The sequence below is a fragment of the Phenylobacterium sp. genome, assembly GCF_037968635.1.
Taxonomy (GTDB): domain Bacteria; phylum Pseudomonadota; class Alphaproteobacteria; order Caulobacterales; family Caulobacteraceae; genus Phenylobacterium.
Genome location: NZ_JBBKVV010000173.1, coordinates 1 through 24,424, shown reverse-complemented (window position 1 = coordinate 24,424; position 24,424 = coordinate 1). Strand labels below are relative to the sequence as shown.

Below are 24,424 nucleotides of genomic sequence, written 5' to 3'. Positions count from 1 at the left end.
TGACCTCGACCCAGATCGGGGCCCTGAGCGCCAACCAGATCGGGGCGCTCTCGGCGACCAACCTCTCGGCCCTGGACGCCACCCAGGTCGCGGCTCTGTCCACGACCCAGGTCAAGGGCCTGGCGGCGACCCAGCTCAGCGCGCTGAGCGGAACCGATGTCGCCGAGTTCACCGTCACTCAGATCGCCGCGCTGAGCACCGCCCAGATCGCGGCCGTGACCTCCACCGGCATCTCGGCCCTGGACGCGACCCAAACCGAGGCCTTGACCACCACCCAGATCAAGGCGCTGACAACGACCCAACTCAAGGGTCTGGAAACCACCGATGTCGGGCAGCTCACCGGAACTCAGGTGGGCGCGCTTTCGGCAAGCCAACTCGGAGCCTTGAGCTCCACCAACATCGCCGCCCTCGACGCAACCCAGATCGGCGCCCTGACGGCGGCCCAGGTTGGTGCGCTATCCTCCACCAGCCTCTCGGCCCTGGACGCGACTCAGATCGGCGAGCTGACCACCACCCAGGTCGGCGGTCTGACCACGACCCAGCTGAAGGCGATGTCGACCACCGACTTCAGCGAACTGACCTCGACCCAGATCGGATCGCTCACCGCCGGCCAACTCGGCGCCCTGACCGCCACCAACCTGGCGAGCCTGGACGCGACCCTGGTGGGCGGTCTCTCCACGACGCAGATCCGGGGCCTGGCGACGACCCAGCTCAGCGCGCTCTCGGCCACGGACATCGGCGAGTTCACCGCGACCCAGATTGGCGCCCTGACGGCGAACCAGGTCGGGGCTCTGACGGCCAACGCCTTCTCGGCCCTGGACGCGACCCAGGTGGCGGCGCTTTCCACCACCCAGGTGAAGGGCATGAGCTCCACCCAGCTCAAGGGCCTGGAAACCACCGACATCGGCGAACTGTCCGCCGATCAGATCGGCGCCCTGACCCCGACCCAGTTGAGCTCGCTTTCGGCGACCAATATCTCGGCCCTGGACGCGACCCAGGTGGCCGCGCTCTCCGTCAGCCAGATCCGCGGCCTGAACGCCACGCAGCTGAAGGGGCTCGACACCACCGACATCGGCGAACTCTCGTCGACCCAGGTTGGCGGCCTGACGGCGGCACAGGTGGGGGCGCTCTCCGCCACCAGCATCCAGACCCTGGACGCGACCCAACTCGGCGCCCTGGCCACCACCCAGATCGCGTCGCTGACCAAGGAAGCCCTCTCGGCCCTGGACGCCACCCAGACGGCGGCCCTGACGACCACCCAGATCGGCGGATTGACGACAACCCAGGTTGCCAGCCTGTCCACCACAGACTTCGGTGAGCTGACCTCGACCCAGATCGGGGCGCTGTCGGCCAACCAGATCGGAGCCTTGAGCACCACCAACGTCTCCAGCCTCGACGCCACCCAGACGGCGGCGCTCTCCACGACCCAGGTCAAGGGCCTGACCACGACCCAGCTGAGGAACCTGGAGACCACCGACATCGGCGAGCTGACCGCCACCCAGGTCGGCGCGCTGAGCAACGCCCAGGTGTCTGCGCTCACCGCGACCAGCATCTCCACCCTGGACGCCACCCAGGTCGCCGCGCTCTCCACCACCCAGGTGAAGGCGCTGACCACGAGCCAGCTGGCGGGCCTCTCGACCACGGATATCGGTGAATTCGCCGACACCCAGATCGGGGCCCTTAGCTCCAGTCAGTTCGCGGCTCTGACCTCCACCAATGTCGGCGTCCTCGACACGACCCAGCTCGGCGCCCTCACCACCGGGCAGATCGGGGCCTTGTCGCAGGCCAGCCTTTCGGCTCTGGACGCCACCCAGGTGGCCGCGCTCACCACCACCCAGGTGGGCGGTCTGACCACCACGCAGCTGAAAACGCTCAATTCGACCGACTTCAGTGAACTGTCCTCGACCCAGATCAACGCCCTCTCGGCGGTGCAACTCGGGGCGTTGACGGCGACGAACATCTCTTCGCTCGACACGACCCAGTTCCAGGCGCTCTCCACCACCCAGGTGAAGGGCCTCACCACGACCCAGCTCTCGGGCCTGAGCGTCACCGATGTCGCCGAGTTCGCCGACACCCAGATCGCGGCCCTCACGGCGGCTCAGATCCCCGGCCTGACAGCGACGGCGGTTTCCGCCCTCGACTCCACCCAGACTGCGGCGCTGAGCACCACACAGGTCAAGGCGCTGAGCACGACCCAGCTCAAGGGGCTCTCGGTGACCGACATCGGCGATCTGGCCGACACCCAGTTCGGGTCGCTCTCCTCGACCCAGGTCGGGGCGCTCGCCGCGACGGTGATCGCCGAGTTCACGTTGACGCAAGCCAACGCCTTGGCCACGACCCAGATCACCGGCCTGACGGCGACCCAGCTCGACGGACTGTCTGCGACCAACATCTCGGGCATGGACGCCACCCTGCTGAACGCCTTGACCGCGACCCAGGTCCAGAGCTTGGACGACGATCAGATCGCCGCCTACATCGCGGCCACTTGATCGGGGAAAACGTGACACCGTGCGCCGGGCCTTCGCGCCCGGCGCAGATGGTCGCATTCCTATCCGCGGCCTGGAATCCGGGCTTCAGAGGCGCCACAACAGGGGGACGGTAACCCCTGGCCGAGTCGCAGGCCGCACGGGTCCGGCACGACTGGAAGGGCAGGCGCGAGACCATTATGTCCCAGGACCTTTTCCTCTCGGCGCTGCAGAAGGCCACGGCGGAATCCCTGGGCCTTGCGGAACTGATCAACACCGCCAACGCGCTCAGCGGCGCGGGCCTGGCTGATCAGGCCCAGCAACTCTACAAGGTGTGGGGCGCGCTTAATCCCACCCATCCGCAGCTCTACGTCGCCCACTTCAATCGCGGCTGCCTTCAGACCCAGGCCGGTGATCTGGCTGGCGCCATCGAGGCCCTGACCGCGGCCATCACCCTCGATCCGGACTTCATGCCGGGCTACATCAACCTGGGCGGCGTGCTGGAGCGCAGCGGCCAGCCGGATCAGGCCATCGCCCTCTGGCAGACCGCCCTGCAGAAGGTCTCCGCCATCAGCGGCCAGGGTGTCGGCTACAAGTTGTCGACCCTGAAGCAACTGGCCCGGATCCTCGCCGACACCCAGAAGATCGAGGCCGCCGAGCAGATCCTGCGTGAGACCCTGTCCGTCGATCCCACCCAGCGGGACGTCATTGAGCAATACCTCGCCATGCGCCTGGTGCAGTGCAAGTGGCCGGTGGTCGAGACGCTGCCGGGGCTTGAGAGCACCGACCAGATCACCAACATCCACCCGCTCTCCATGGCCGCCTACACCGACGATCCCCTGCTGCAGCTGGCGGCCGCCGCACGCTATGTCGAACTGACCGCCGAGACGCCCCTGCACTCGGCCGGCGACGATCGGCGGCATGCGCCCATCGAGGTTCAGAGCCGCCGACTGCGGGTCGGCTATATCTCCTCGGACCTGCGCGACCACGCGGTGGGCTATCTGATGGCCGAGCTTTGGGAACTGCACGACAAGGCCAAGGTCGAGGTCTTCGCCTACTACTGCGGTATTCCCTCGGTCGACGCGCTGACCCTGCGCACCCGGGGGGCCGTCGAGCACTGGACCGACATCCGGCCGATGAGCGACGCTCAGGCCGCCGCCAGGATCGCGCAGGACGGCATAGACATCCTTGTGGACGTCAACGGTCACACGCGTGAGTGCCGCACCGGGGTATTCGCCCTGCGGCCGGCCCCGATCCAGGTGAACTGGCTGGGGTATCCGGGCACAATGGGCAGCCCCTACCACCACTATATCGTCGCCGACGGCTGGATCGTGCCTCCCGGCTCCGAGATCTATTACTCCGAGAAGGTGGTGCGGCTGCCCTGCTACCAGCCCAACGACCGCAAACGTATTGTGGCGGCCGAGCGCCCGACGCGAGCCCAGGCGGGTTTGCCCGAAGACGCCTTCGTCTTCTGCTGCTTCAACGGCGCCCAGAAGATCAGCCGCGCCACCTTTGAGCGTTGGCTCACCATCCTGAAGCGGGTGGAGGGCAGCGTGCTCTGGCTGCTGGAAAGCACCGCCGAAACCCATGCGCGGCTGTTGGCCTTCGCCGCGGGGCAGGGGGTGGCGCCCGAACGCCTGATCTTCGCGCCGAAACTGCACAATTCCCTGCATCTTGCGCGCTATCCCCTGGCCGACCTGTTCCTCGACACCGGCGCCTATGGCGCCCACACCACGGCCTCGGACGCCCTCTGGATGGGAGTGCCGATGGTCACGCTGTCGGGGCGAGGCTTCGCCGCCAGGGTCTGCGGCAGTCTGGTGCGGGCCTCCGGCCTGACCGATCTGGTCTGCGCCAGCCCGGACGAATACGTCGAGCGGGCGGTCGCCCTGGGTCATGATCGCGGCCAGATCGCGGCCTACAAGGGGCAGCTCGAGGCCAACCGCGACACCTGCGATCTCTTCAACATGGAGAAGCTGGTTTCGAGCCTGGAAGATCTCTACGCGACCATGGTGGTGGATTATCAGCAAGGCGCCCTGCCGCGCCCCGACCTCGACAATCTCGACATCTATATGAAGGCTGGCGTGGATCACGATCATGAGGGCCAGGAGATCCTGGCCATCGAGGACTACCACGGGCTCTACAAGGCCAAGCTGACCCAGCGCCACCTGGCCCGGCCCATCCCTTCCGACGCGCGCCTTTGGACGCAGCAGGACATCGCCCTGGCTGAGGGCGAGCCGCCGGCTTCCGAGCCTCAGGCCCGCCTGCGCCGCGCCGCGGCCGACTGACCCCGCGCACATTTTCGCGCGCCTGAACTGGAAGACGCATGACCCGCAAGGTCCTCGAGAGTCTCCGCGACAAGGGCTATCTGCCGACATCCTTGCTGGACGTCGGGGCCAATGTCGGCGACTTCACCGAGGGTTTCCTGCAGGTTTATCCCGACTGCGTCCCGACCCTGGTCGAGCCCAACCCCTATTGCGAACCCGACCTCGTGAAGCTGGGCTACGAACGGCACATGGTGGCCGCGTCGGACGAGGCCGGGGTGGCCGAGCTCTTCCTCAGCAGGGACTGGCTGCAGTCTACCGGCGTCTCCTTCTACCGGGAGGACACCCACTACTTCAGCGAAGACAAGGTGCTGAAGCATGCGGTGCCGAAGGTGCGGATCGACGATCTGTTCGCCGGCCGCCGCTTCGACTTCGTCAAGATCGACACCCAGGGCGCCGAGGTCGATGTCCTGAAGGGCGGGGCTGTCGTCCTGGCCGACGCCGACTACATCCTGCTCGAGGTCTCGATGGTCGAGTACAACATCGGCGGCGCCAAGGCCGAGGATGTGTTCGAGCAACTGGAGTCGATGGGGTTCCACTGCGCCGAGATCGTCGAGTTTCATCGTCTGGACGACGTACGCGGGAACGGCCTGCTGCAGATCGACGTGCTGTTTGAGCGGCGCAGCAAGCGGGCCAGCGCCGCCACCAACGCCTTGTTCCAGCTCGGCCAGGCCCTGGTCGCAGAAGGCCGCACAGACGACGCCCTGACCGTCTTCGAGAACCTTGTGGTCCTGCGGCCGAACGACGAACCGGCCCTATGGGCGCTGATCGAGCTCTACACAGCCCAGGATCGGACCCTGGAGGTGTTGGGCGCCCTGCGCGCCATCCGGCTCGGCCGAAGCAATCCCAACAGCCTGCTGGAGGAAATCCAGGAGCGCGCCATGCCGGCCATCGGCAAGTTCAACGCCCATCTTGAGGCGGGTGAGACCGCCCAGGCCGAGCGGTACGCGGCCGCCTTGGTGGCTCTGATCCCCAACAGCGAACCGATGCTGACCGCGGCCATGAGCTGCAATCAGGTCCTTCACCGCTGGAGCGAGGTGGAGCGGTACGCCCGCGCCCTGCTGAAGGTTGATCCCACCAACCACACGGCGCAGGTCGTGATGGCCGCCGCCAACCGAACCTCGCCACCGGCCGCGCCCGCGCCAACTCCGGTCGATCCCGCCCTGGCGGAAATCGCCGAGAAGATGAGCCTGGCGCTGGCGCCGGGCGACATGCATCCGCTGCTGCGCCTGCGCGACATCCATGATGTGGTCAGTCTGATCCTCTGCCGGCCGCTGACGCCCCAGAGCCAGGGCCAGATCGCCGCCCTGCTGGCCGCCGCGGGCGCGCTGGAAGTGGCGGTGGACCCGGAGTCAGAGTGGGAGGGATGGCGCAAGCACTACCGCCTGCTGCTGGACGCTGTCGACTTGGCCGCCGTCAACGCCCCCACGCCGATCCCCGCCCCGGAATCCGAGCTCGCCTTCGTGTCGTCCGACGGCGTCCCGATGGACTGGAACAGCGTCCGCGCCACCGCCGACCGGCTGAGCGCCAAGGCGGTGTTCTTCGCCGCCGCCGACGAAACCTATGTCGACCTCTATGCCCGCTGGTACGCGCTCTCGGTGCTGAAATACGCCGACGTGCCGAGCCTGATCGTCATCCATGTGATCGGCGGCAAGGACCGGCTGGCGGCCATCGCCGCCGGGGTGGGCGTCAGCGATGCGCGGCTGATTTTCGCCGGCGACGACTTCGACGCCGAGGCCGTGACGACCAAGGTCTATGACGCCCCGCCCAAGGGCTTCATCGCCCGGCCGGTCGCCCACTTCCAATGTGTGCGGTTCGAGCGCCTGGGAACCCTGCTGGCGCGCCTGGAGCGGCCGGTCTTCGTCTCAGATATCGACCTGATCCTGCAGCGCGGGGTCGCCGACCTGCTGGCCCGCGCCGCGCCCGCCGATGTGATGTTCAACGAGAACGAGATCAGCTTCAACGCGGGCTCCCGGCTGACGGCCAACCTGCTGCTGGTGAACCCCACGGCCGACGCCCAGGTCTTCCTGGCTTTCCTGCGTGACTACATCACGCGTGAGCTCGCCAGGCCGGCGGTGACCCGCTGGATCGATCAGGTGGCCTTGATCTTCGCCCGGCACCACCTTCTGGCCCGCGGCGCCTCGCCGACCTTGGCCTATTTCGACACCACCACCGACATCAACAACGTGATGTACCCGTCCTATCAGGCCAATCCGTTCCGCTTCCTGTCCCTGTTCCACGGCTTTGACACGTCAAGTCTGGAAGGGGTGGGGGAGGCCGCCGCCGTCCAGTGACGCCGGCGTCAGGGTCGCGAGGCTCTGTCTTGCTCGCCCTACCGTTCAGATATGGGCTGATAGGCGGCGCGACCTGGCCAGGCGGACCGCGCCCGGACACCGACTTGCGTCACTAGGCAGAATCGAGTCCCGCCAGCCGGGGCGTTGCTTTCCTCCCGGCAACTCGTGCCGAGGCGGCAAATCATCCCCGGTATGATTAATTGGACCTCGGCTGGGTTCCCATAAAGCACAATAAAAACAGTATCTTAAAAAGTGAACGCGCGGCCGAAACTGGCCCGTGGCTTGCGAGAGTGTCGACAAGGCGAAAACCCGCCCCGCAGGCAAAAGCCGCAAACTCTCTCCCGACCAGAATGGAAGGATCCCAAATGCCGTATAATTCGGTGAATACCAACGTGGGCGCGATGGTCGCGCTCCAAAACCTCAATGCGACCAACTCCGACCTGGCGATGGCTCAAAACCGCATCAACACTGGCAAGAAGGTGGCGAACGCCAAGGACAACGGCGCTATCTGGGCGATCGCTCAGAACCAGCGCGCGGCGTCCGGATCGTTGAACGCCGTCCGGGATTCACTGCAACGCAGTCAGTCTACGGTCGACGTCGCCATCGCTGGTGGGGAGACGGTTTCGGACCTTCTGCTTCAGATGAAGGAAAAGGCTCTGGCTGCGTCTGACAGCAGCCTGGATAGCGCGTCCCGCAATGCCCTGAATGAAGACTTCATGGCCCTGCGCGACCAGATCCAGAAAGCGGTCAACAACGCATCGTTCAACGGCGTGAACATGTTGAACGGAGCCGGTGTCGGTGGTGCGGTGACAATCTCGGCTCTCGCCGATGAGTCTGGGCAATCCAGGCTCACGGTTCTGGCTCAGGATATGTCCCTCGACACTCCCGGCAGCGCCGTGGGGCTGTTGTCGACCGACTCCATTGGGACCCAGGCTGACGCCATGACGATGATCACCACGGTGGCTAACGCTATCGCGAACGTCTCCACGGCTCTGTCGCGGCTGGGCACGGGTTCCAAGTCTCTCGCCAATCACCTGACCTTCATCAACAAGCTACAGGACGCGGTCGACGCCGGCGTGGGCAACCTCGTCGATGCTGACCTCGCCAAGGAGAGCGCAAGGCTCACCTCGCTGCAGACGAAGCAGCAACTCGGTGTCCAAGCGCTGTCGATCGCCAATCAGATGCCACAGACGATCATGTCTCTGTTCCGCAGCTAGTTGGTCGCAGCGCCGGGCGGGCGCCCCCCGAAAGGGGTGGCCCCGCCCGGCGAGCTCTTTGAACTGCTGGGCGCCGTTTGCCGCATGAGGTCGGCAATTTCTGCCCAAGCGCCGTTAAGGTAGGCAAGTCCTGCCGCGCGTAGACGTCCCTAACAAGGGTTTAATCCAACCATTTCAATATCTTGTGGCGGGCCGATAGCCCGTGGCCGTTTCGGCTGAGGTGGCCCGAAACTTGCTTTTAACCACGTGGGCAAAATGCCTACGGTCAGCAAAATGCAGACCGGTGACCTGAGAATAAGGACACCTCTGATGCCGAATAGCGTCAACACCAACGTCGGGGCGATGATCGCCCTTCAGAACCTCAACACGACCAACGCCGACCTGATGACGGTTCAAAACCGCATCAACACCGGCAAGAAGATCGCCTCCGCCAAGGATAACGGCGCCATCTGGGCCATCGCCCAGAACCAACGCGCGACCTCCGGCTCCCTGAACGCGGTCAAGGACTCCCTGCAACGCTCGCAATCGACCGTCGATGTCGCCATCGCCGGCGGTGAGGCTGTTTCCGATCTGCTTCTGCAGATGAAGGAAAAGGCCCTGGCCGCCTCCGATTCCAGCCTCGACACCGCCTCCCGCGTGGCCCTGAACGAAGACTTCATCGCCCTCCGCGACCAGATCGGAAAGTCGGTCTCCAACGCGACGTTCAACGGTGTGAACATGATCGACTCAGGCGGCACCACCATCGCGGCCTTGGCCAATGATGACGGCACCTCGAAACTGACTGTCCAGTCGCAAGACATGTCGCTGGGCGGCACGATCATGGGCGGCGGCGGCGGCCTGAGCGCCACCTCCACCATCGGCACGCAAGCCGATGCCGAGGCCATGATCGCCACCATCGGCACCGCCATCGGCAGCGTTTCGACCGCTCTGTCGAAGCTGGGTACGGGTTCCAAGTCCATTGGGTCCCACCTGACCTTCATCGGCAAGCTGCAGGACTCGATCGACGCCGGGGTGGGTAACCTCGTCGACGCCGACCTTGCCAAGGAAAGTGCGCGACTGACCTCCCTGCAGACCAAGCAGCAGCTTGGCGTGCAGGCGCTGTCGATCGCCAACAGCTCCTCTTCGGGTCTGCTCAGCCTCTTCCGCGGCTAAAGCAGGCGCGCGAGGCGGCGACGCCTCGTCACCGGCCGGACCTGGCGGGGAGGGCGAAGTCCTCCCCGCCGACTTCGGTCAAACAGGGACGTTCACGGGCGAGCCCCGTTAACGAAGGGAGAAATGGAAACCAAGGCTACAAATCTGGCGGCGATCACCGACCAAAACCTCAATCAGCAATCGCAGCATCCCGCGCCGCGCGACCCCGCACCCCGTGCGGTCCGTGCCGCGGAAGGCGCTGAGGATCAGGCCGATATCCGGCTGGTCATCGAGGAACAGGGTGGCTCCTACGTCTACAAGACAGTCGACCGGCGGACCGGCGACATTGTGGCGCAGTATCCGAGGGAGGAACTCCTGAAGATGCGTGAGGAAGAGGACTACGCCGCCGGCACGGTAATCCGCGCCAAGATCTGACAGGGGCTCAACAGCCTCTGAATCTGAAGGTTTTACTGCCCCGGGGAACCGGTCGGCAGGCGCTCGCATATGGGCGTTAACCTTCTGGACACCATGATTCCGTAGCTTCCAGCGCAGGAAGACCGGTCCCGCCGACTCGCAGAAGAGCCGGTTGAAAGGGGTCGGGCGCGCCAAGGAGGCCGAGCCGTGTCAATCAGCGTTCATACAAACAAATCCGCGCTCGTCGCGTTGCAGAACCTGAACAAGACCAACGATGAGCTGAGCGACGTTCAGAACCGCATCAACACCGGTCTGGCCATCGCGAACGCCAAGGACAACGCCTCGGTCTGGTCCATCGCCCAGGGACAGCGCGCCGACATCGGCGCCCTCTCGGCGGTGAAGATGAGCCTCGACCGGGCACAGTCGATCGCTGAAGTCTCCATGGCGGCTGGCGAGTCGATCTCAGATCTGCTGGTTCAGCTGAAGGAAAAGGTGGTTTCCGCCCAGGACCCTTCCCTGGACGCCAACTCCCGCACCGCCCTGGACGCCGACTTCAAGTCCATCCTGCGGCAGATCCGCCAGGTCGGACAGAACGCCAATTTCGACGGCGCCGACATTCTGGACGGCACCACCACGTCGATCCGCTTCCTCGCCAACGCCGACGCCAACGCCTACATCACGTTGTCGGGCCAGGACATGAGCCTGGGCGGGCTGATCATCACCCTGGCCTCGACGGCCTCGATCAACACCGTCGCCGACGCTCAGCAGGCCCTGACCGACCTCGACGCCTCGATCGGCAACGTCAACCAGGCGCTGGGCGCGCTCGGCGCGCAAGCCAAGCAGATCGAGAACCACAACAAGTTCGTCTCCAAGCTGACCGACGTGCTGCAGGCCGGGATCGGCAATCTGGTGGACGCCGATGTGGCCAAGGAAAGCGCCCACCTGCAGGCGCTCCAGGTCCAGCAGCAGCTTGGCGCCCAGGCGCTCTCTATCGCCAACCAGGCGCCGCAGATCATCCTGTCGCTGTTCAAGTAGTTGCGGCTTTCCCGATCCCGGGAGTGTCTTGAGGTCCGAGCCTGGTCAGCTCGGTCCTTCGCCGTCTTAACGCTGCGGCTTAACCCCTCGTCATCGGTTGACGTGCGAAGGTTTGTCGGCGGATCTGTGTCCGCGAACGGCAGGTCATGACGATCACCTTCGATACCAATATTCTGCTGAACTACTATCAGGCACGCGCTGGCGTGCCCTTGACGTCGGCTGGCGGCCCGATGACCTCCGCCAAGAAGTACGCGCCGAGCGCCCCGTGGCTGCCAGGCGCCCAGACCGCCTCCAACACGCCCGAGTTGATGACCACCGCGGTCAAGAACGCCATGCTGGGCCGCAAGCTGGTGAACGAGGACGCCGCCCAGCTCGACCTGGCGGGGGCGAGCGCCGACTACAAGAAGCTGTTTGCGCTGTACCAGGGCATCGACACCCTGGCCGGCGTTGTGGACCAGATGGGCGCCAAGAACCTCAGCAGCACCGAAAAGGCCCGCATCCAGTCGGTGTTCGCCAAGGGGCTGGCCGAGATCACCGCCTATACCGAGCAACTCGACCTGGACCAACTTCGCCTGACCCGGGCGACTGTGGCCGACAAGGCCAAATCCACGGTCGGCGTCAACCGCGCCAAGACCGAGTACACGACCCCGCCGCTGGTGTCGGGCGATGTCAGCGCACCGATCGAGGCCTTCCAGGGCGACGTGAAATTTAACATCTCGATCAAGCGGGTGAACGTCGTCCACGAGGTGGTCATCGATCTGGACGAGATGGGCGCGACCCCTCGCAACATGTCCAACGTCATGTCCTACATCAACGGCAAGCTCGGCGAGGCCGAAGTCGGGACCAGCGTCTCATCTCTGCGTATTCCTGGCGGCGACCGCACCATCCAGATCGGCGGCAAGGCCACCAAGGTCGGAGTCAATCCCGACCAGTGGGCGATGAAGTTCAACATCGATTCCGGCGACACCCTGACCTTCTCGGCCCCCAAGACCGAGCCCGCCATCTATCTGGCCCAGAGCGTCGGCAATCCCGATCCCGACGGCAAGAGCTCCACCAAGGACGGGGTGATTGTAAGCCAGCTGCTCAAGATTCAGACTGACACCACCGATGTGACCCCGCCGCCTCAGGCGACCGGCGAGGCCAACTACGTCGATGGCCGGGTTTGGTCCAAGGACATGGAAAAGTCCGTGGGCACGGTTCACGCGACCCAGGTCGCCTCCGACGGATCGGTCTATGTTCTGGCCGATGTCTCCGACAAGGTCGGCGGTCAGACGATCAAGGGCGATCAGGACGTCGCCCTGCTGAAGTACGACTCCGCGGGCAAGCTGCTCTTCACCCGCACCCTGGGCGCGTCGACCAGCGCCAGCGGCCTGGCGCTCGCGGTCTCGGCCGACGGCAAGATCGCCATCGCCGGCAAGGTCACCGGCGCCCTGAGCGGCGCGGTCGAGGGCGCCCTGAATTCCGGGGCGACCGGCAGCTTCTCCACCCAATCCGACAGCTTCGTCACCGTCATGGATGATGAGGGCCAGGAGCTGTGGACTGAGCGTCGCGGCGCGCGTCAGAACGACGAGGCCACCAACATCGCCTTCGGCGCTGACGGCAGCGTCTATGTCGCTGGCCGCGCCCAATCCAACCTGCCGGGGACCACGGGGCTGGGTGGCTGGGACAGCTACATCGAGGGCTTCAAGGCCGACGCCAAGGGCAAGGTCTCGACCCTGTTCGCCCAAAGCGTTGGCTCCTCGGGCTCGGACCGGCCGGGCGGCCTGGTGGTGGATGGCGGTTCCCTGGTCATGGCCAACAACGAGGAGGGCCGCGCCGTTCTCCATCGTTTCGACATTTCCGGCGGCACACCCGTTGAAACCGGCGTTCGCGACCTGGGCGATCTCTCCGGCGGCGGGATAGCGGGCCTGGCCCTGGATGGCGGACAACTGGTGATCGCCGGGTCCGCCGGCGGCGACAGTCTTTCGGCAGGCGTCACGACGCGGGCCTATACCAGCGGGCTGGACGCTTTCGCCGCCAGGATATCGGCCGATCTCAGCGCGGGCGCGGGCGACCGGCTGGCCTATTATGGCGGGGCGGGGGACGACAAGGTCACCGGCATGGCGCTGTCGGAGGGCCGGGTCTACCTCACCGGCCAGGCCGGCTCCGACCTGCCGGACCTCGACGCCAAGGGCAAGAAGGACGGGTTCCTCACTGAGCTGGACCTCGACACCGGCGCCACCGGCTTCACCCGCCGGTTCACGGGCAAGGACGGCTACGCCACCCCCACCGCGATCGCCGTCGACACGTCCGGCGCCAGCGCCCTCGATCGTCTGGGCCTGCCCAAGGGCACGCTGGACATGACCGACTCCGTCCAGCTCAGCGCTGTCAGCGCCGTGCGGCCCGGCGACCAGTTCCAGGTCAAGGGCGGCAACGGCGGCACATTCAAGACCATCACCATCGAAGCCGGCGAGACCATGGAGACCCTGGTCGCCAAGCTGAAGCGGGGCCTGAATTATCAGGCCGACATCAGCGTCGTGACCTCCGACGGGCAGCGCAAGCTGCAGATCAAGCCGCAGAACCCGCGCAACATCCTGGAGTTCGCCTCGGGCAAGGCCGGTCGGGACGCCCTGGCCCTGCTGGGCATTCCCGAGGGCGTGGTGCGCGCCACCACAACCAGCAAGGACGGCAAAACCACCGCGGCGGACGGGAAGGGGACCTTCTACGGCCTGGGCCTGGACATGGAGATGAACCTCAGCAACGCCGAGGAGATCTCCCACACCAAGGCCGAGCTGGCCTCGGCGCTCAACGTGATCCGCAACGCCTACAAGGACCTCAAGGAAGCCGCCACGCCCGAGGCTCTGAAGAAGGCGGAAAAAGCCAAGGCCACCGGCGCCGTTCCGACCTATCTCACCAACCAGATCGCCAACTACCAGGCCGCCCTCGATCGCCTCACGGGCGGCGGCTAAGTCGCTCCGCGATCGCGAACGCTTGAAACCGTCTCACGCGCGGTCTAGCGAGAGGCCATGGATATGTTCAATGACCGACGGATTGTGCTGGCCTTGATCGGCGGCGCGCTCGCGCTCATGGCCGGGCTGGGCATCGCCATCGGCATGGTCTCCAAGACCCGCAGTGATCGGAACGCCGCCCCGGCGGCTTCGCAGGGCGGCCTGGTGGTGGAAACCACCACCGCCGACGATGGTGGGATCGATCCCGCCCGGCCCCTGAGATGCTTCGTCGCCGGGCAGTATGTCGGGGAGGTCACCCTGGCTGAGTGCGCCAAGAAGAACGGCGTGGCCACCGGAGCCCTGGACGTCGGCGTCGACTCCAGCGGGAACCTGGCCGCCGCCGATGCCGCGGGCACGGTCCTGACTCCCCTGCCGCCGGTGCAGACCACCGCCATTGAGCCGGCCCTGACCCCGACCATCCCGGCCGCCCCCACCACGACAGCCACGCCTGCCGCGCCCACCGCCGGCGGGCCGGCGGGAACCTGCTGGCGCTATTCCGGCAATGTGTGGTCCAGGCTGCCCTCGGAGATGTCGCTCAATTCCTGTGTCCAGGCCCTGTTCGCAGGCCGCTGCGAACGTCCCGGCACGGCGACCTATGGTCGCTGGATGACCCAGACCCTGCGTCTGGTGCCCGGAAAGGTCGAAGTCTCCGGTGACAACCGCAGCTTCCGCACCCTGGTGGACCAGGGCAGTAGCTGCGCCATCCCTGCGGTCGGCTAAGGCCACTCGCGTGCCGCAATTGGGCTGTGTAGTCTATGGCCATGGTTCGCAATCTTCTCCTGCTGGGCGCCGCCCTGATCGCCCTCGGCGCCTGCGCCAAACGCACGGTCCCGCCGGGCGACGTCGGCGTCTGCTACATGGTGGCGCCCCAGAAGGACGGGACGCTGAAGTACAACAGATTGCCCGGCGCCCAGTCGGATCTGGAGCACTGCGCCGCGGCCCTGGAGGCCATGCGTATCCGCTTCCTGAGCATGGGCGGCAGCCAGTACGAAATCACCGGCGCCTATCAGGGCAACTTCATCTTCCTCCAGAAGGAGGGGATCTTCACGGCGCCCTCCCTGGAGGCGCACCGCTATCCCGCCCTGGTCCGAACGGGCGACGGCCGGCTCGCGGTGCCGGGGGCCATGCCGCGCCAATAGGCGGCGCGACGCCAGGCCGCACGAATGGCCTGTGGACGGTGGGCGTCAAACGTGAACGAACCACGAACATTAATATTGATCGGCTGATCCCGCTCGTCTAGCGTGCGCGCCAGGACGTGAGCGTCCGCATCTACGGAAAAGACAGGAAAAGCATCATGGCGGGCAGCGTCAACAAGGTCATTCTGGTCGGCAATCTGGGCGCCGATCCTGAAATTCGCAGTCTCGGTTCCGGCGACCGGGTCGCCAACCTGCGTATCGCCACCTCGGAAACCTGGCGCGACAAGAGCTCGGGCGAGCGCAAGGAAAAGACGGAGTGGCACCGGGTGGTGATCTTCAACGAGAACCTCGTGAAGGTGGCCGAGAACTATCTGAAGAAGGGCTCCAAGGTCTACATCGAGGGCTCCATCCAGACTCGCAAATGGGCCGACCAGTCGGGCGTGGAGAAGTTCTCCACCGAGGTCGTCCTGCAGAAGTTCCGGGGTGAGCTGACCATGCTGGACGGTCGCGGCGACGCCGAACGCGAGGAAGGCGGCGGCTTCAGCAGCGGCGACCGCGGCGGCTTCTCCTCCGGGCCTCGGGCTCAGAGTTCGGCCCCGCGCGAAGACTTCTCCGCCGACCTGGACGACGAGATCCCGTTCTAGGCGTATCGGCCTGCAGGCTTATAGAAGGACGGCCGGTTCCTCTGGGACCGGCCGTTTCTGTTTCGGCGGGAGTCCCGATGTCGGCTTTCCAGATCGCTCTTGAAGCCGGTGATCTCGCCGCGATCCGCGCCGCGCCGAAGGCTGACCTGCACCTCCACGCTATCGGCAGCGGAAACCGCGATTTCCTGCGTGCGCGCACCGGTCGCGACATCGCGCCCGTCGACAGGGTGCTCACCTCCATGGACGACATGCACGTCTGGACCGGCGAGCATCTGGCTGAGCTGTTTCAAGGGCAGGGCAGAGCGCTGGCTTTCGAGGCGACCTTTGTCCAGGCTGTCCGCGACGGCGTCACGCGGATCGAAGTCGGCGCCGACGTCTGGGAAGTTACGCACTACGACAATCAGGCCCAACCGGTCTGGGACATGTTGCAGGCCGCTCACGCGGCAGGCGGGCCGCAGGTCGAGTGGATTCCGCAGATGAGCTTCTCCCGCCACTGCCCGTTCCGGGCGCTGGAATTCTGGATGACGCCGATGTTGGAACTGGGGGTGTTTCGCACCCTGGATCTCTCCGGCGACGAATTCGTCCAGCCCATCGAGGTTTTCGCCCCCCTCTACCGCCGCGCCAAGGCCGCCGGCCTGAAGCTGAAGGCCCATGTGGGAGAGTGGGGGACCGCCGACGATGTCTGGCGAGCGGTGGAACTGCTGGAGCTGGACGAGGTGCAGCATGGCATCGCCGCCGCAGACTCTCCCGATGTGATGCGCGCCCTGGCCGATGCGGGCGTCCGCCTGCACATCTGCCCCACCTCGAACCTCAAGCTTGGTCGCGTGGCGCGGATGGAGGACCATCCGATCCGCCGGCTGGTGGACGCCGGCGTGCGCGTCACCGTCAATACGGACGACGTCCTGATCTTCGGCTCAAGCCTCTCGGAGGAATACCTCGCCCTCTACCAAGCTGGCGTGCTCACCGCCGCGGAGTTGGACGTCATCCGCCTGGAGGGCCTGAGCTAGAAGGCGCCTCCGGCCCGAAGGTTGACGCCGTATTCCAGGTAGCCCTTCAGGCAGCACAGCATGTGCATCCAGCCTCCGGCGTTGCCGTGGGAGGCCTTGCTGCCCTCCGGCGTCTGAGGCCAGCCACCTTCGCTGATCTGGACCATGGTGTTGTCGGCGTCCATCGCCTCGAAGATCATCTGCACCCGGGTGGCGCCGCCCGTCTCCGCGGGCCAGTTGAAGACGATCCGCTGGTTCTTCACCACCTCGCCCACCACCACGTCGAAGGCCTCATTCACCTCGGCGAATTTCCATTTCACCGTCGCGCCCTGCGCCAGCGGCCCGCTGGAGGTCTGCAGGAAATAGCCGGTCAGCTTGTCGGGGTTCACGACGGCGTCGAACACCTCCGCCACCGGTTTGCGGATCTTCAACTGCACCTGGAATTTGGGATCCATGGGGACGCCTCCTGTTGCCATCGGCATCAAATATGTTATGAAAATATAACATGTCAACCGACGACGCAGATGATCTGGTCTTCAAGGCCCTGGCCGACCGCCGCCGGCGGGAGATTCTGGACATGCTGAAATCGGCCCCGCGCACCACGGGGGAACTGTGCGCGCACTTCGCGGGCGCGTTGGATCGCTGCACCGTCATGCAGCACATCGGGGTGTTGGAGCGCGCCGAGCTGATCATCGCCCGGCGCGAGGGGCGCTGCCGCTGGAACTATCTGAACGCCTCGCCGGTGAAGGCGATCTCCGAGCGCTGGATATCACCCTACGCGGCCGAGGCGGTGAACCTGCTGGCCCGTCTGAAGCTGGACCTGGAAGCCTAGGGGTCTTCCCCGGTGTCAAACGTGCCCAGATTGGCCTCTCGGATCGCGGCGGCCGCCCCGTCGTAGAAGAAGGGGAGGAAGGCGTAGCGCTTGCCCTTGGTCACCGAGGTCGCCTCGTGCAGCAGGGAGCAGGAGAACACCACCGCCCCCCCGGTTGGCGGCCGGTAGGTCTGGGGCCCGAATTCCGCGAAGGTCAGGTCGCCGCCCTCGAACTCTTCCGCGTTGAGGTTGATGGAACAGGCGAACCGACGGTGGGCGGTGCCCTTGGTGGTGTCGTCCCGATGCGGCTTGAAGTAGCCGCCATCTTCCGCGTCGTAACAGGCTACCATGTAGCGTTCGATGTAGCCGACCTTGAACTGGAAGACTTTTCGGATCTGCGGCAGCAGGCGGGTGACGAGGGCCTCGCGCGCCTCACGGGCCAGGTCGGGATCGCTGATCATGGTGTCGCGGCGCTTCTTGTAGGCGTCGAGCACGCCCACGGTCCTGCCGTCGATCTCGCGCATCACCCCTGACGGAGAGCCGCCATCGGTCTGGTAGTAGGCGATCAGCCGCCGGCAGAGATCGGCGTCGAAGATGCGTGGCGCGATCAGCACCGGCGCGTGCAGAGGAACGCCGGCATGGTCCTGGGGCGCGGGCAGGGCGCGAACCTGCGCGAACAGGTCGTCGGCCTTGTCGATATCAGCCACCGCCAGCACGCACTCGGCCGGATCCAGCAGCACCCAGCGGGGGCGTTCCTCCCCCTCGGGCGTCAGGGCCTCGAAGAGTCGGCTCACCGCCGCGTCACGGTCGAGGAACCAGCGCAGCCCTGTCTGGTCGCGGGCCAGGGCGATCGCGTCGTCGTCGCGCAATACGCCGTAGGCCGAGAGCTTGATGTCGTCGAACAGGGCGCGGTGAGCGCCCACGAGGCCGAGAGCCGCCCGTCGACCTGTCACATCGGTGGGCAGGAAGGCCAACAGGATGTAGCGGCCGCCGAAGGCTGCGGAGGTGTAGCGGGGATTGCTGGTCGTCGGGCAGACGAACCGCGGCGCGAGCGCGCCCACAACGATGGACATGGCTGAGGTTTGCCGCCGGACGCTCGTGCTGGCAAGCCGAGGCGCGTCCGGGGCGACCAATCAACCCTTCGGAATGACCCCACAGGCCACGCGCGCGCCGGCCCCGCCGATGGGCTGGCTCATGTGGTCGTCCGGGCCGGCGTGGATCACCAGGGCCGAGCCGTCAGCGTCCATCAGGGCCGGGCGGGTTCCCGCGCCCTTGAGCGAGGTGTAGCTGGAGAACAGTTCGACGGCCCCGGCGCCATCGGCGGCGATATGGAGGTTTGGCAGGTCGCCCGCCTCGTTGCCGTCGGGGTTCAAAAGGCCGTGAACCACGCTCGCCTGGCCGTGGACATGGGCTCCGGCCGAGGTGAAGCCGGCGGCGGAGCAGTCGCCCTTCTCGTGGAAATGCAGGCCGTGCCAACCGGGCGTCAGCCCCTTGGCCTCCAGCCGCAGCAGCACGCCGTTGGGGGCCTCTGAGAGGGTCAGGGTCCCGGCCGAGCCGCCGGCGGAATTCTTGAGATCGATCCGAAGGTTGGCCGGCGGTGTTGCGGCGAGGGCGGCGGTGGCGGCGGCTGCGGCGATCAGGCCAAGGACGGCATACTTCATGGCGGCTCCAAAGGCGTTTCCAAGGCTCACGAAGGTTGGCCTCGGGGGTCCTGGGATGTTAACACTCCAACACTGATTTCCAGTCCGATTCCAACGGCGAAAAAATCCCCTTGAGCGACGACAGCACTATCCCTCCGGACGACGGCCGGCGCGGGGGCATCGCCCCTATCGCCATCGAGGACGAACTCAAGAAGTCCTACCTCGACTACGCCATGAGCGTCATCGTCAGCCGCGCGCTGCCCGATGTTCGCGACGGCCTCAAGCCGGTGCACCGCCGCATCCTGTTCTCCATGAGCGAGCAGGGGCACACGCCTGACCGCTCCTATGTGAAATCGGCCCGCGTCGTCGGCGACGTGATGGGCAAGTACCACCCGCACGGCGACAGCGCGATCTACGACACCCTGGTGCGTCTGGCCCAGCCCTTCTCCATGAGCCAGCTGCTGATCGACGGTCAGGGCAATTTCGGCTCGGTGGACAATGATCCGCCGGCCGCCATGCGCTACACCGAGTGCCGCCTGACCAAGGCGGCCATGTCGATCCTGGCCGACCTGGACAAGGACACCGTCGACTTCAAAGACAACTATGACGGCACGGAGCACGAACCCAGCGTCCTGCCGTCGCGCCTGCCCAACCTGCTGGTCAACGGCGCCGGTGGCATCGCCGTCGGCATGGCCACCAATATCCCGCCCCACAATCTGGGTGAGATCGTCGACGCCTGTCTGGCCTATGTGGACAATCCCGAGATCGGCCTGGACGAACTGCTGGACATCGTTCCGGGCCCCGACTTCCCCACCGGCGGCGAGATTATCGGCCGCACGGGCGCCCGCAACGCCCTGATGACCGGCCGCGGCTCGGTGATCATGCGCGGCAAGGCCGCCATCGAAGAGGTCCGCAAGGACCGCGAAGCCATCATCATCACCGCCATCCCGTATCAGGTGAACAAGGCCGGACTGGTGGAGCGGATCGCCGAACTGGTGCGCGAGAAACGCGTCGAGGGCATCGCCGACCTGCGCGATGAGAGCGACCGCCAGGGCATGCGCGTCGTCGTCGAGCTGAAGCGCGACGCCTCGGCCGACGTGGTGCTGAACCAGCTCTACAGGTTCACCCCGCTGCAGAGCTCATTCGGCGTCAACATGCTGGCCCTCAACCGCGGCCGCCCGCAGCAGATGGGCCTGCGCGAGATGATCGGGGCCTTCATCGAGTTCCGCGAGGAAGTCGTTGTCCGGCGTGAGAAGTTCGAACTCTCCAAGGCCCGTGACCGCGGCCACGTCTTGGTGGGCCTGGCCGTCGCCGTCGCCAATATCGACGAGTTCATCCACATCATCCGCTCGTCCAAGGACCCGGCCGAGGCGCGCGAACGCATCGTCGCCAAGGGTTGGCCGGCCGGCGACATGATGCCGCTCGTGGAACTGATCGCCGATCCGCGCACGGTGCTGGAGGACGGCGGCTTGATCCGCCTGACCGAGGAACAGGCCCGCGCCATCCTGGCGCTCACCCTGTCGCGTCTCACCGGCCTTGGCCGTGACGAGATCTTCGGCGAGGCCGAGACTCTGGCCGGGGCCATCCAGGGCCACCTGACCATGCTGTCGTCGCGCGACAACATCATGGCCGTGGTCCGCGAGGAACTGGTGGAGGTGCGCGCCGCCTTCGCCGTGCCCCGCCGCACCGAGATCGTCGACGGCGACGCCGACGTCGAGGACGAGGATCTGATCGCCCGCGAGGACATGGTCATCACCGTGACCCACGGCGGTTATGTGAAACGTACCCCGCTGGTGACCTATCGGACCCAACATCGCGGCGGCAAGGGCCGCTCGGGCATGTCCACCAAGGACGAGGACGCCGTCACCCGCGTCTTCTCGGCCAACACCCACACCCCGATGCTGTTCTTCTCCTCGGGCGGCAAGGTCTATCAGCTCAAGGTCTGGCGTCTGCCGGTGGGCACCCCCACCTCGCGCGGCAAGGCCTTCGTGAACCTGCTGCCCATCGAGCCCGGCGAGAGCATCACCTCGATCCTGCCCCTGCCCGAGGACGTGGCCACCTGGGATCAGTACGACGTCATGTTCTCCACCCGCTCCGGCGGCGTGCGGCGCAACAAGCTGTCTGACTTCATCGGCATCAAGCGCAACGGCAAGATCGCCATGAAGCTGGACGAGGGCGACCAGATCATCGGCGTCGGCGTCTGTAACGCCCAGGCCAACGATATCCTGCTGACCACCGCCCTCGGCCGTTGCATCCGCTTCGCCACCGAGGAGGTCCGGGTCTTCGCCGGCCGCGAATCCACCGGCGTGCGCGGTATCCGCCTGGCTGAGGGCGACAGCGTCATCTCCATGGCCGTCCTGCGGTCTGTGACCGCCACCCCGGCGGAGCGCGCGGCCTATGTGAAGCACGCCAACGCCATGCGCCGCGCCATCAGCGGTGAGGGCGAGGACATCGAGGACCTCGCGGCGCCCGACGACGAGGAAGACGCCGGCGAAGAGGCCCTGTCCACCGACCGCATCGCGGACCTGGGCGCGGCTGAAGAGTTCATCCTCACCGTCTCCACCGAGGGCTACGGCAAGCGCACGTCGGCCTATGAGTTCCGCCGGACAGGTCGGGGCGGGCAGGGGCTGCTGGCCCAGGACCTCACCAAGAAGGGCAAGGGCGGGCGTCTGGCCGCCTCCTTCCCGGTGGAGGAGTTCGACGAAATCCTGCTGGTCACCGACCAGGGCCAGCTGATCCGCACCCCGGTGGGGCAGGTTCGCGTCATCAGTCGCAACACCTCCGGCGTCACCATCTTCCGCACCGCCCAGGACGAGCACGTCGTCTCGGTGGAACGCCTGGCCGACCAGGGCGGCGGCGAGGGCGAGGAGCCCGAAGGCGACGGCGAACCGGGGGCCGACGAAACTTAGGGCTTGCCATCAACGGCTTGCCCGGCCAAAGCCGAAGGCAAGAACAGTTGGGGGATACAGGCGAATGGCCACCCGCGTCGGGATCTATCCGGGCACGTTCGACCCGATTCACAATGGCCACACCGACATCATCGGCAGGGCCGTGAAGCTGGTGGACAAGCTGGTGATCGGGGTGGCGATCAACGCCGGCAAGGGGCCGCTGTTCACCCTGGAAGAGCGCGTCGCCATCCTTCGCGACCTGGCGAGCGGCCTGCCCAAGGACATCGAGATCGTGGTCCAGCCCTATGAGGGCCTGCTGATCCACTTCGCCCGCGAGGTCGGGGCCAGCATCATCGTCCGGGGCCTGCGCGCCGTCGCCGACTTCGAATACGAATTCCAGATGACCGCCATGAACCAGCAGCTCGACCGCGAGATCGAGACCGTGTTCCTGATGGCCGATCCCCGCCACCAGGCGGTGTCGTCGAAGTTGGTGAAGGAAATCGCCATCCTGGGCGGCGAGGTGAACAAGTTCGTCAGTCCCGGCGTTCGGGAGGCCCTGATGGCCAAGGTGGCGGCCGCCAAGGCTTGAGACCCTCCGACGGGGTGGCGATCTTCGCCGCGCCCGGCTAGGAGTGAGCGCATGATCCGCACCCTCCTGATCTCCACGGCGGTCCTGGCGCTCGCCGGCTCCGCTCTCGCAGCGCCCAAGGCCAAGGCCCCGGCCGCGCCCGTCGTGCCCCCGGAGCCCGGCGCGCCCACCGCGGCCGACTGGCGCACGCCTGATCCCGACAACGTCCTGGTGATCGACACCACCAAGGGCCGCATCCTGGTGGAGCTGACCCCACAGGTCGCGCCCAACCATGTGACCCGGCTCAAGGAACTGACCCGCACCGGCCTCTATGATGGCCGCCTGTTCTTCCGGGTGATCGACGCCTTCATGGCCCAGACAGGCGACCCCAAGGACACCGGCGAAGGGAATTCCGACAAGCCCGATCTGGAGGCCGAGTTCACCTTCCGCCGAGGCCCTGACACCCCCTTCGTCCAGGTCGCCGACCAGACGGTGGCCGAGATCGGGTTCATCGGCGCCCTGCCGGTGATGACCCAGAGCTCGATGCTCATGCCCATGACCAAGGACGGCAAGATTTCCGGCTGGGGCCTCTATTGCCCGGGCGTCGCCGGCATGGCCCGCGGCGAGGCCGAGGCCAGCGCCAACAGCCAGTTCTTCCTGATGCGCCAGGCCTATCCGTCCCTGGAAAAGCGCTACACCGCCTTCGGTCGGGTGATCTCGGGCCTCGACGTGGTGCGCGCCATCAAGGTCGGCGAACCGGTGGTCGATCCCGATAAGATGTTGAAGGTCCGCGTAATGGCGGATATCCCCGCCGCCGAACGCCCCAAGGTTCGGGTGATCGACCCCGCTAGCGCCTGGTTCAAGGCCGAGATCGCCAATGTGCGTGGCGAGATGGGGGCCGATTTCACGGCCTGCGCAATTCGAATTCCCTCAGAGGTGAAGTAATGGACGCCGAAAATACCCTGATCATGACGCTGGAAAGCGGCCCGGTGACGATCAAGCTTCGCCCGGACCTGGCGCCTGGCCACGTCGACCGGATCAAGGAACTGGCCCGCGAGGGCTTCTATGACGGCGTGGTCTTCCACCGCGTGATCCCGGGCTTCATGGCCCAGGGCGGCGACCCCACCGGCACCGGCACCAGCGGTTCGGACAAGCCGAACCTGACCGCCGAGTTCTCCAAGGAGCCCCACGTCCGTGGCGTCTGCTCCATGGCCCGCACCAACCAGCCCAACTCGGCCAACAGCCAGTTCTTCATCTGCTTCGACGACGCCAAGTTCCTGGACGGCCAATACACCGTCTGGGGCGAAGTCACCGACGGCATGGACCTAGTGGACGGCCTGCCCAAGGGCGAGCCGCCGCGCGCGCCCGGCAAGATCGTCTCCATGAAGGTCGCGGCCGACGCGTGACCCCCGAACTGGAAGCGGCTTACGCGCAACCGCATAGGCGCTACCATACGCGGACCCATATCGAGCAGTGCCTGGCGCTGCTCGATCAGGTTCCCGACCTGATGGACTCCGAGCGCCAGGTGCTGACCTGCGCCATCTGGTGGCACGACGCGGTCTACGATCCCACCGCGTCGGACAACGAGGCCAGGAGCGCGGAGATGGCCAAGCGCGATCTCCGCGACCTCGACCTCTCCCTGCACGCCCGCGAGGAAGTGGCCCGGCTGATCCGCCTGACCGCCGGGCATGTGGTGGAGGAAGAGGACCGCCTGGGCGAGATACTGGTCTCCATCGACCTGGCCATCCTGGCCGCCGCGCCCCTCGACTACGACGCCTATACCCACCAGGTGCGGGCCGAGTACGCCCATGTGCCCGACGAGGCCTGGCGCGCGGGCCGGGCCAAGGTGATGCAACACTTCCTGGACGCCCCGGTCATCTATCCCGA

Annotated in this window: 20 protein-coding genes and 1 pseudogene; 18 read left to right on the top strand and 3 right to left on the bottom strand. The window is 66.2% G+C overall.

What is annotated here, in order from left to right:
- The 12 genes and pseudogenes from AAC997_RS18635 to AAC997_RS18580 all read left to right on the top strand — a co-directional run.
- Positions 1 to 2,489, top strand: a pseudogene (locus AAC997_RS18635) (ice nucleation protein); the annotation flags it as partial.
- 176 nt (positions 2,490 to 2,665) lie between these two features.
- Positions 2,666 to 4,750, top strand: a complete 2,085-nt coding sequence (locus AAC997_RS18630) for a tetratricopeptide repeat protein (protein ID WP_340647204.1) — start codon at positions 2,666 to 2,668, stop codon at positions 4,748 to 4,750.
- A 38-nt stretch (positions 4,751 to 4,788) separates the two neighbouring features.
- Positions 4,789 to 7,080 (top strand): FkbM family methyltransferase, encoded by a 2,292-nt coding sequence (locus tag AAC997_RS18625; RefSeq protein WP_340647203.1) that lies wholly within the window; start codon positions 4,789 to 4,791, stop codon positions 7,078 to 7,080.
- Positions 7,081 to 7,445: 365 nt separating this feature from the next.
- A complete protein-coding gene (locus AAC997_RS18620; RefSeq protein ID WP_340647202.1) occupies positions 7,446 to 8,297 on the top strand; it encodes a flagellin in 852 nt (283 codons plus the stop codon).
- 309 nt (positions 8,298 to 8,606) lie between these two features.
- Positions 8,607 to 9,449, top strand: a complete 843-nt coding sequence (locus AAC997_RS18615) for a flagellin (protein ID WP_340647201.1) — start codon at positions 8,607 to 8,609, stop codon at positions 9,447 to 9,449.
- A 123-nt stretch (positions 9,450 to 9,572) separates the two neighbouring features.
- Positions 9,573 to 9,863, top strand: coding sequence for a hypothetical protein (locus AAC997_RS18610; RefSeq protein ID WP_340647200.1), 291 nt, complete (start codon positions 9,573 to 9,575; stop codon positions 9,861 to 9,863).
- Positions 9,864 to 10,049: 186 nt separating this feature from the next.
- The gene (locus AAC997_RS18605) at positions 10,050 to 10,877 is read left to right on the top strand and encodes a flagellin (RefSeq protein WP_340647199.1); all 828 of its coding nucleotides are present in this window, start codon (positions 10,050 to 10,052) and stop codon (positions 10,875 to 10,877) included.
- 146 nt (positions 10,878 to 11,023) lie between these two features.
- Complete coding sequence (locus tag AAC997_RS18600) at positions 11,024 to 13,825, top strand: hypothetical protein (protein WP_340647198.1); 2,802 nt, start codon at positions 11,024 to 11,026, stop codon at positions 13,823 to 13,825.
- Between the two features lie 57 nt (positions 13,826 to 13,882).
- Positions 13,883 to 14,584 (top strand): hypothetical protein, encoded by a 702-nt coding sequence (locus AAC997_RS18595; RefSeq protein WP_340647197.1) that lies wholly within the window; start codon positions 13,883 to 13,885, stop codon positions 14,582 to 14,584.
- 41 nt (positions 14,585 to 14,625) lie between these two features.
- On the top strand, positions 14,626 to 15,003 hold the full coding sequence (locus tag AAC997_RS18590) for a hypothetical protein (protein ID WP_340647196.1): 378 nt from the start codon (positions 14,626 to 14,628) through the stop codon (positions 15,001 to 15,003).
- Positions 15,004 to 15,158: 155 nt separating this feature from the next.
- Positions 15,159 to 15,644, top strand: coding sequence for a single-stranded DNA-binding protein (ssb, locus tag AAC997_RS18585; RefSeq protein ID WP_293494873.1), 486 nt, complete (start codon positions 15,159 to 15,161; stop codon positions 15,642 to 15,644).
- Between the two features lie 77 nt (positions 15,645 to 15,721).
- Positions 15,722 to 16,651 carry a hypothetical protein gene (locus AAC997_RS18580; protein ID WP_340647195.1) on the top strand — a complete coding sequence of 310 codons (930 nt, stop codon included), beginning with the start codon at positions 15,722 to 15,724 and terminating at the stop codon, positions 16,649 to 16,651.
- Here the strand turns inward: AAC997_RS18580 and AAC997_RS18575 are convergent.
- The gene (locus AAC997_RS18575; protein ID WP_340647194.1) at positions 16,648 to 17,085 is read right to left on the bottom strand and encodes an SRPBCC domain-containing protein; all 438 of its coding nucleotides are present in this window, start codon (positions 17,083 to 17,085) and stop codon (positions 16,648 to 16,650) included. The two genes, AAC997_RS18580 and AAC997_RS18575, sit on opposite strands and share 4 nt — an antisense overlap.
- Positions 17,086 to 17,135: 50 nt before the next feature.
- Between AAC997_RS18575 and AAC997_RS18570 the strand changes: the two genes are divergently transcribed.
- Positions 17,136 to 17,462, top strand: a complete 327-nt coding sequence (locus tag AAC997_RS18570) for a helix-turn-helix domain-containing protein (protein ID WP_340647193.1) — start codon at positions 17,136 to 17,138, stop codon at positions 17,460 to 17,462.
- On the opposite strand, the gene AAC997_RS18565 is transcribed toward AAC997_RS18570, so the two are convergent.
- Together AAC997_RS18565 and AAC997_RS18560 are read right to left on the bottom strand one after the other, a co-directional pair.
- A complete protein-coding gene (locus AAC997_RS18565) occupies positions 17,459 to 18,514 on the bottom strand; it encodes a 2OG-Fe(II) oxygenase (protein ID WP_340647192.1) in 1,056 nt (351 codons plus the stop codon). The two genes, AAC997_RS18570 and AAC997_RS18565, sit on opposite strands and share 4 nt — an antisense overlap.
- Positions 18,515 to 18,574: 60 nt before the next feature.
- Positions 18,575 to 19,102: a superoxide dismutase family protein gene (locus AAC997_RS18560; protein ID WP_340647191.1), complete on the bottom strand. Its 528-nt coding sequence runs from the start codon at positions 19,100 to 19,102 to the stop codon at positions 18,575 to 18,577.
- Positions 19,103 to 19,212: 110 nt separating this feature from the next.
- On the opposite strand from AAC997_RS18560, the gene gyrA reads away from it, so the two are divergent.
- From gyrA to AAC997_RS18535, 5 genes are all read left to right on the top strand, one after another.
- Complete coding sequence (gene gyrA / locus AAC997_RS18555; protein WP_340647190.1) at positions 19,213 to 21,990, top strand: DNA gyrase subunit A; 2,778 nt, start codon at positions 19,213 to 19,215, stop codon at positions 21,988 to 21,990.
- 64 nt (positions 21,991 to 22,054) lie between these two features.
- On the top strand, positions 22,055 to 22,558 hold the full coding sequence (gene coaD / locus AAC997_RS18550) for a pantetheine-phosphate adenylyltransferase (RefSeq protein ID WP_340647189.1): 504 nt from the start codon (positions 22,055 to 22,057) through the stop codon (positions 22,556 to 22,558).
- A 51-nt stretch (positions 22,559 to 22,609) separates the two neighbouring features.
- Entirely contained in the window at positions 22,610 to 23,482 is an 873-nt protein-coding gene (locus AAC997_RS18545; RefSeq protein WP_340647188.1) for a peptidylprolyl isomerase, read from the top strand.
- Positions 23,482 to 23,943 carry a peptidylprolyl isomerase gene (locus AAC997_RS18540; RefSeq protein ID WP_340647187.1) on the top strand — a complete coding sequence of 154 codons (462 nt, stop codon included), beginning with the start codon at positions 23,482 to 23,484 and terminating at the stop codon, positions 23,941 to 23,943. Before AAC997_RS18545 ends, AAC997_RS18540 begins: the two co-directional genes overlap by 1 nt.
- Positions 23,940 to 24,424 (top strand): phosphohydrolase (locus tag AAC997_RS18535; protein ID WP_340647186.1); only part of this gene is annotated, 485 nt, incomplete at its 3' end. The genes AAC997_RS18540 and AAC997_RS18535, both read left to right, overlap by 4 nt.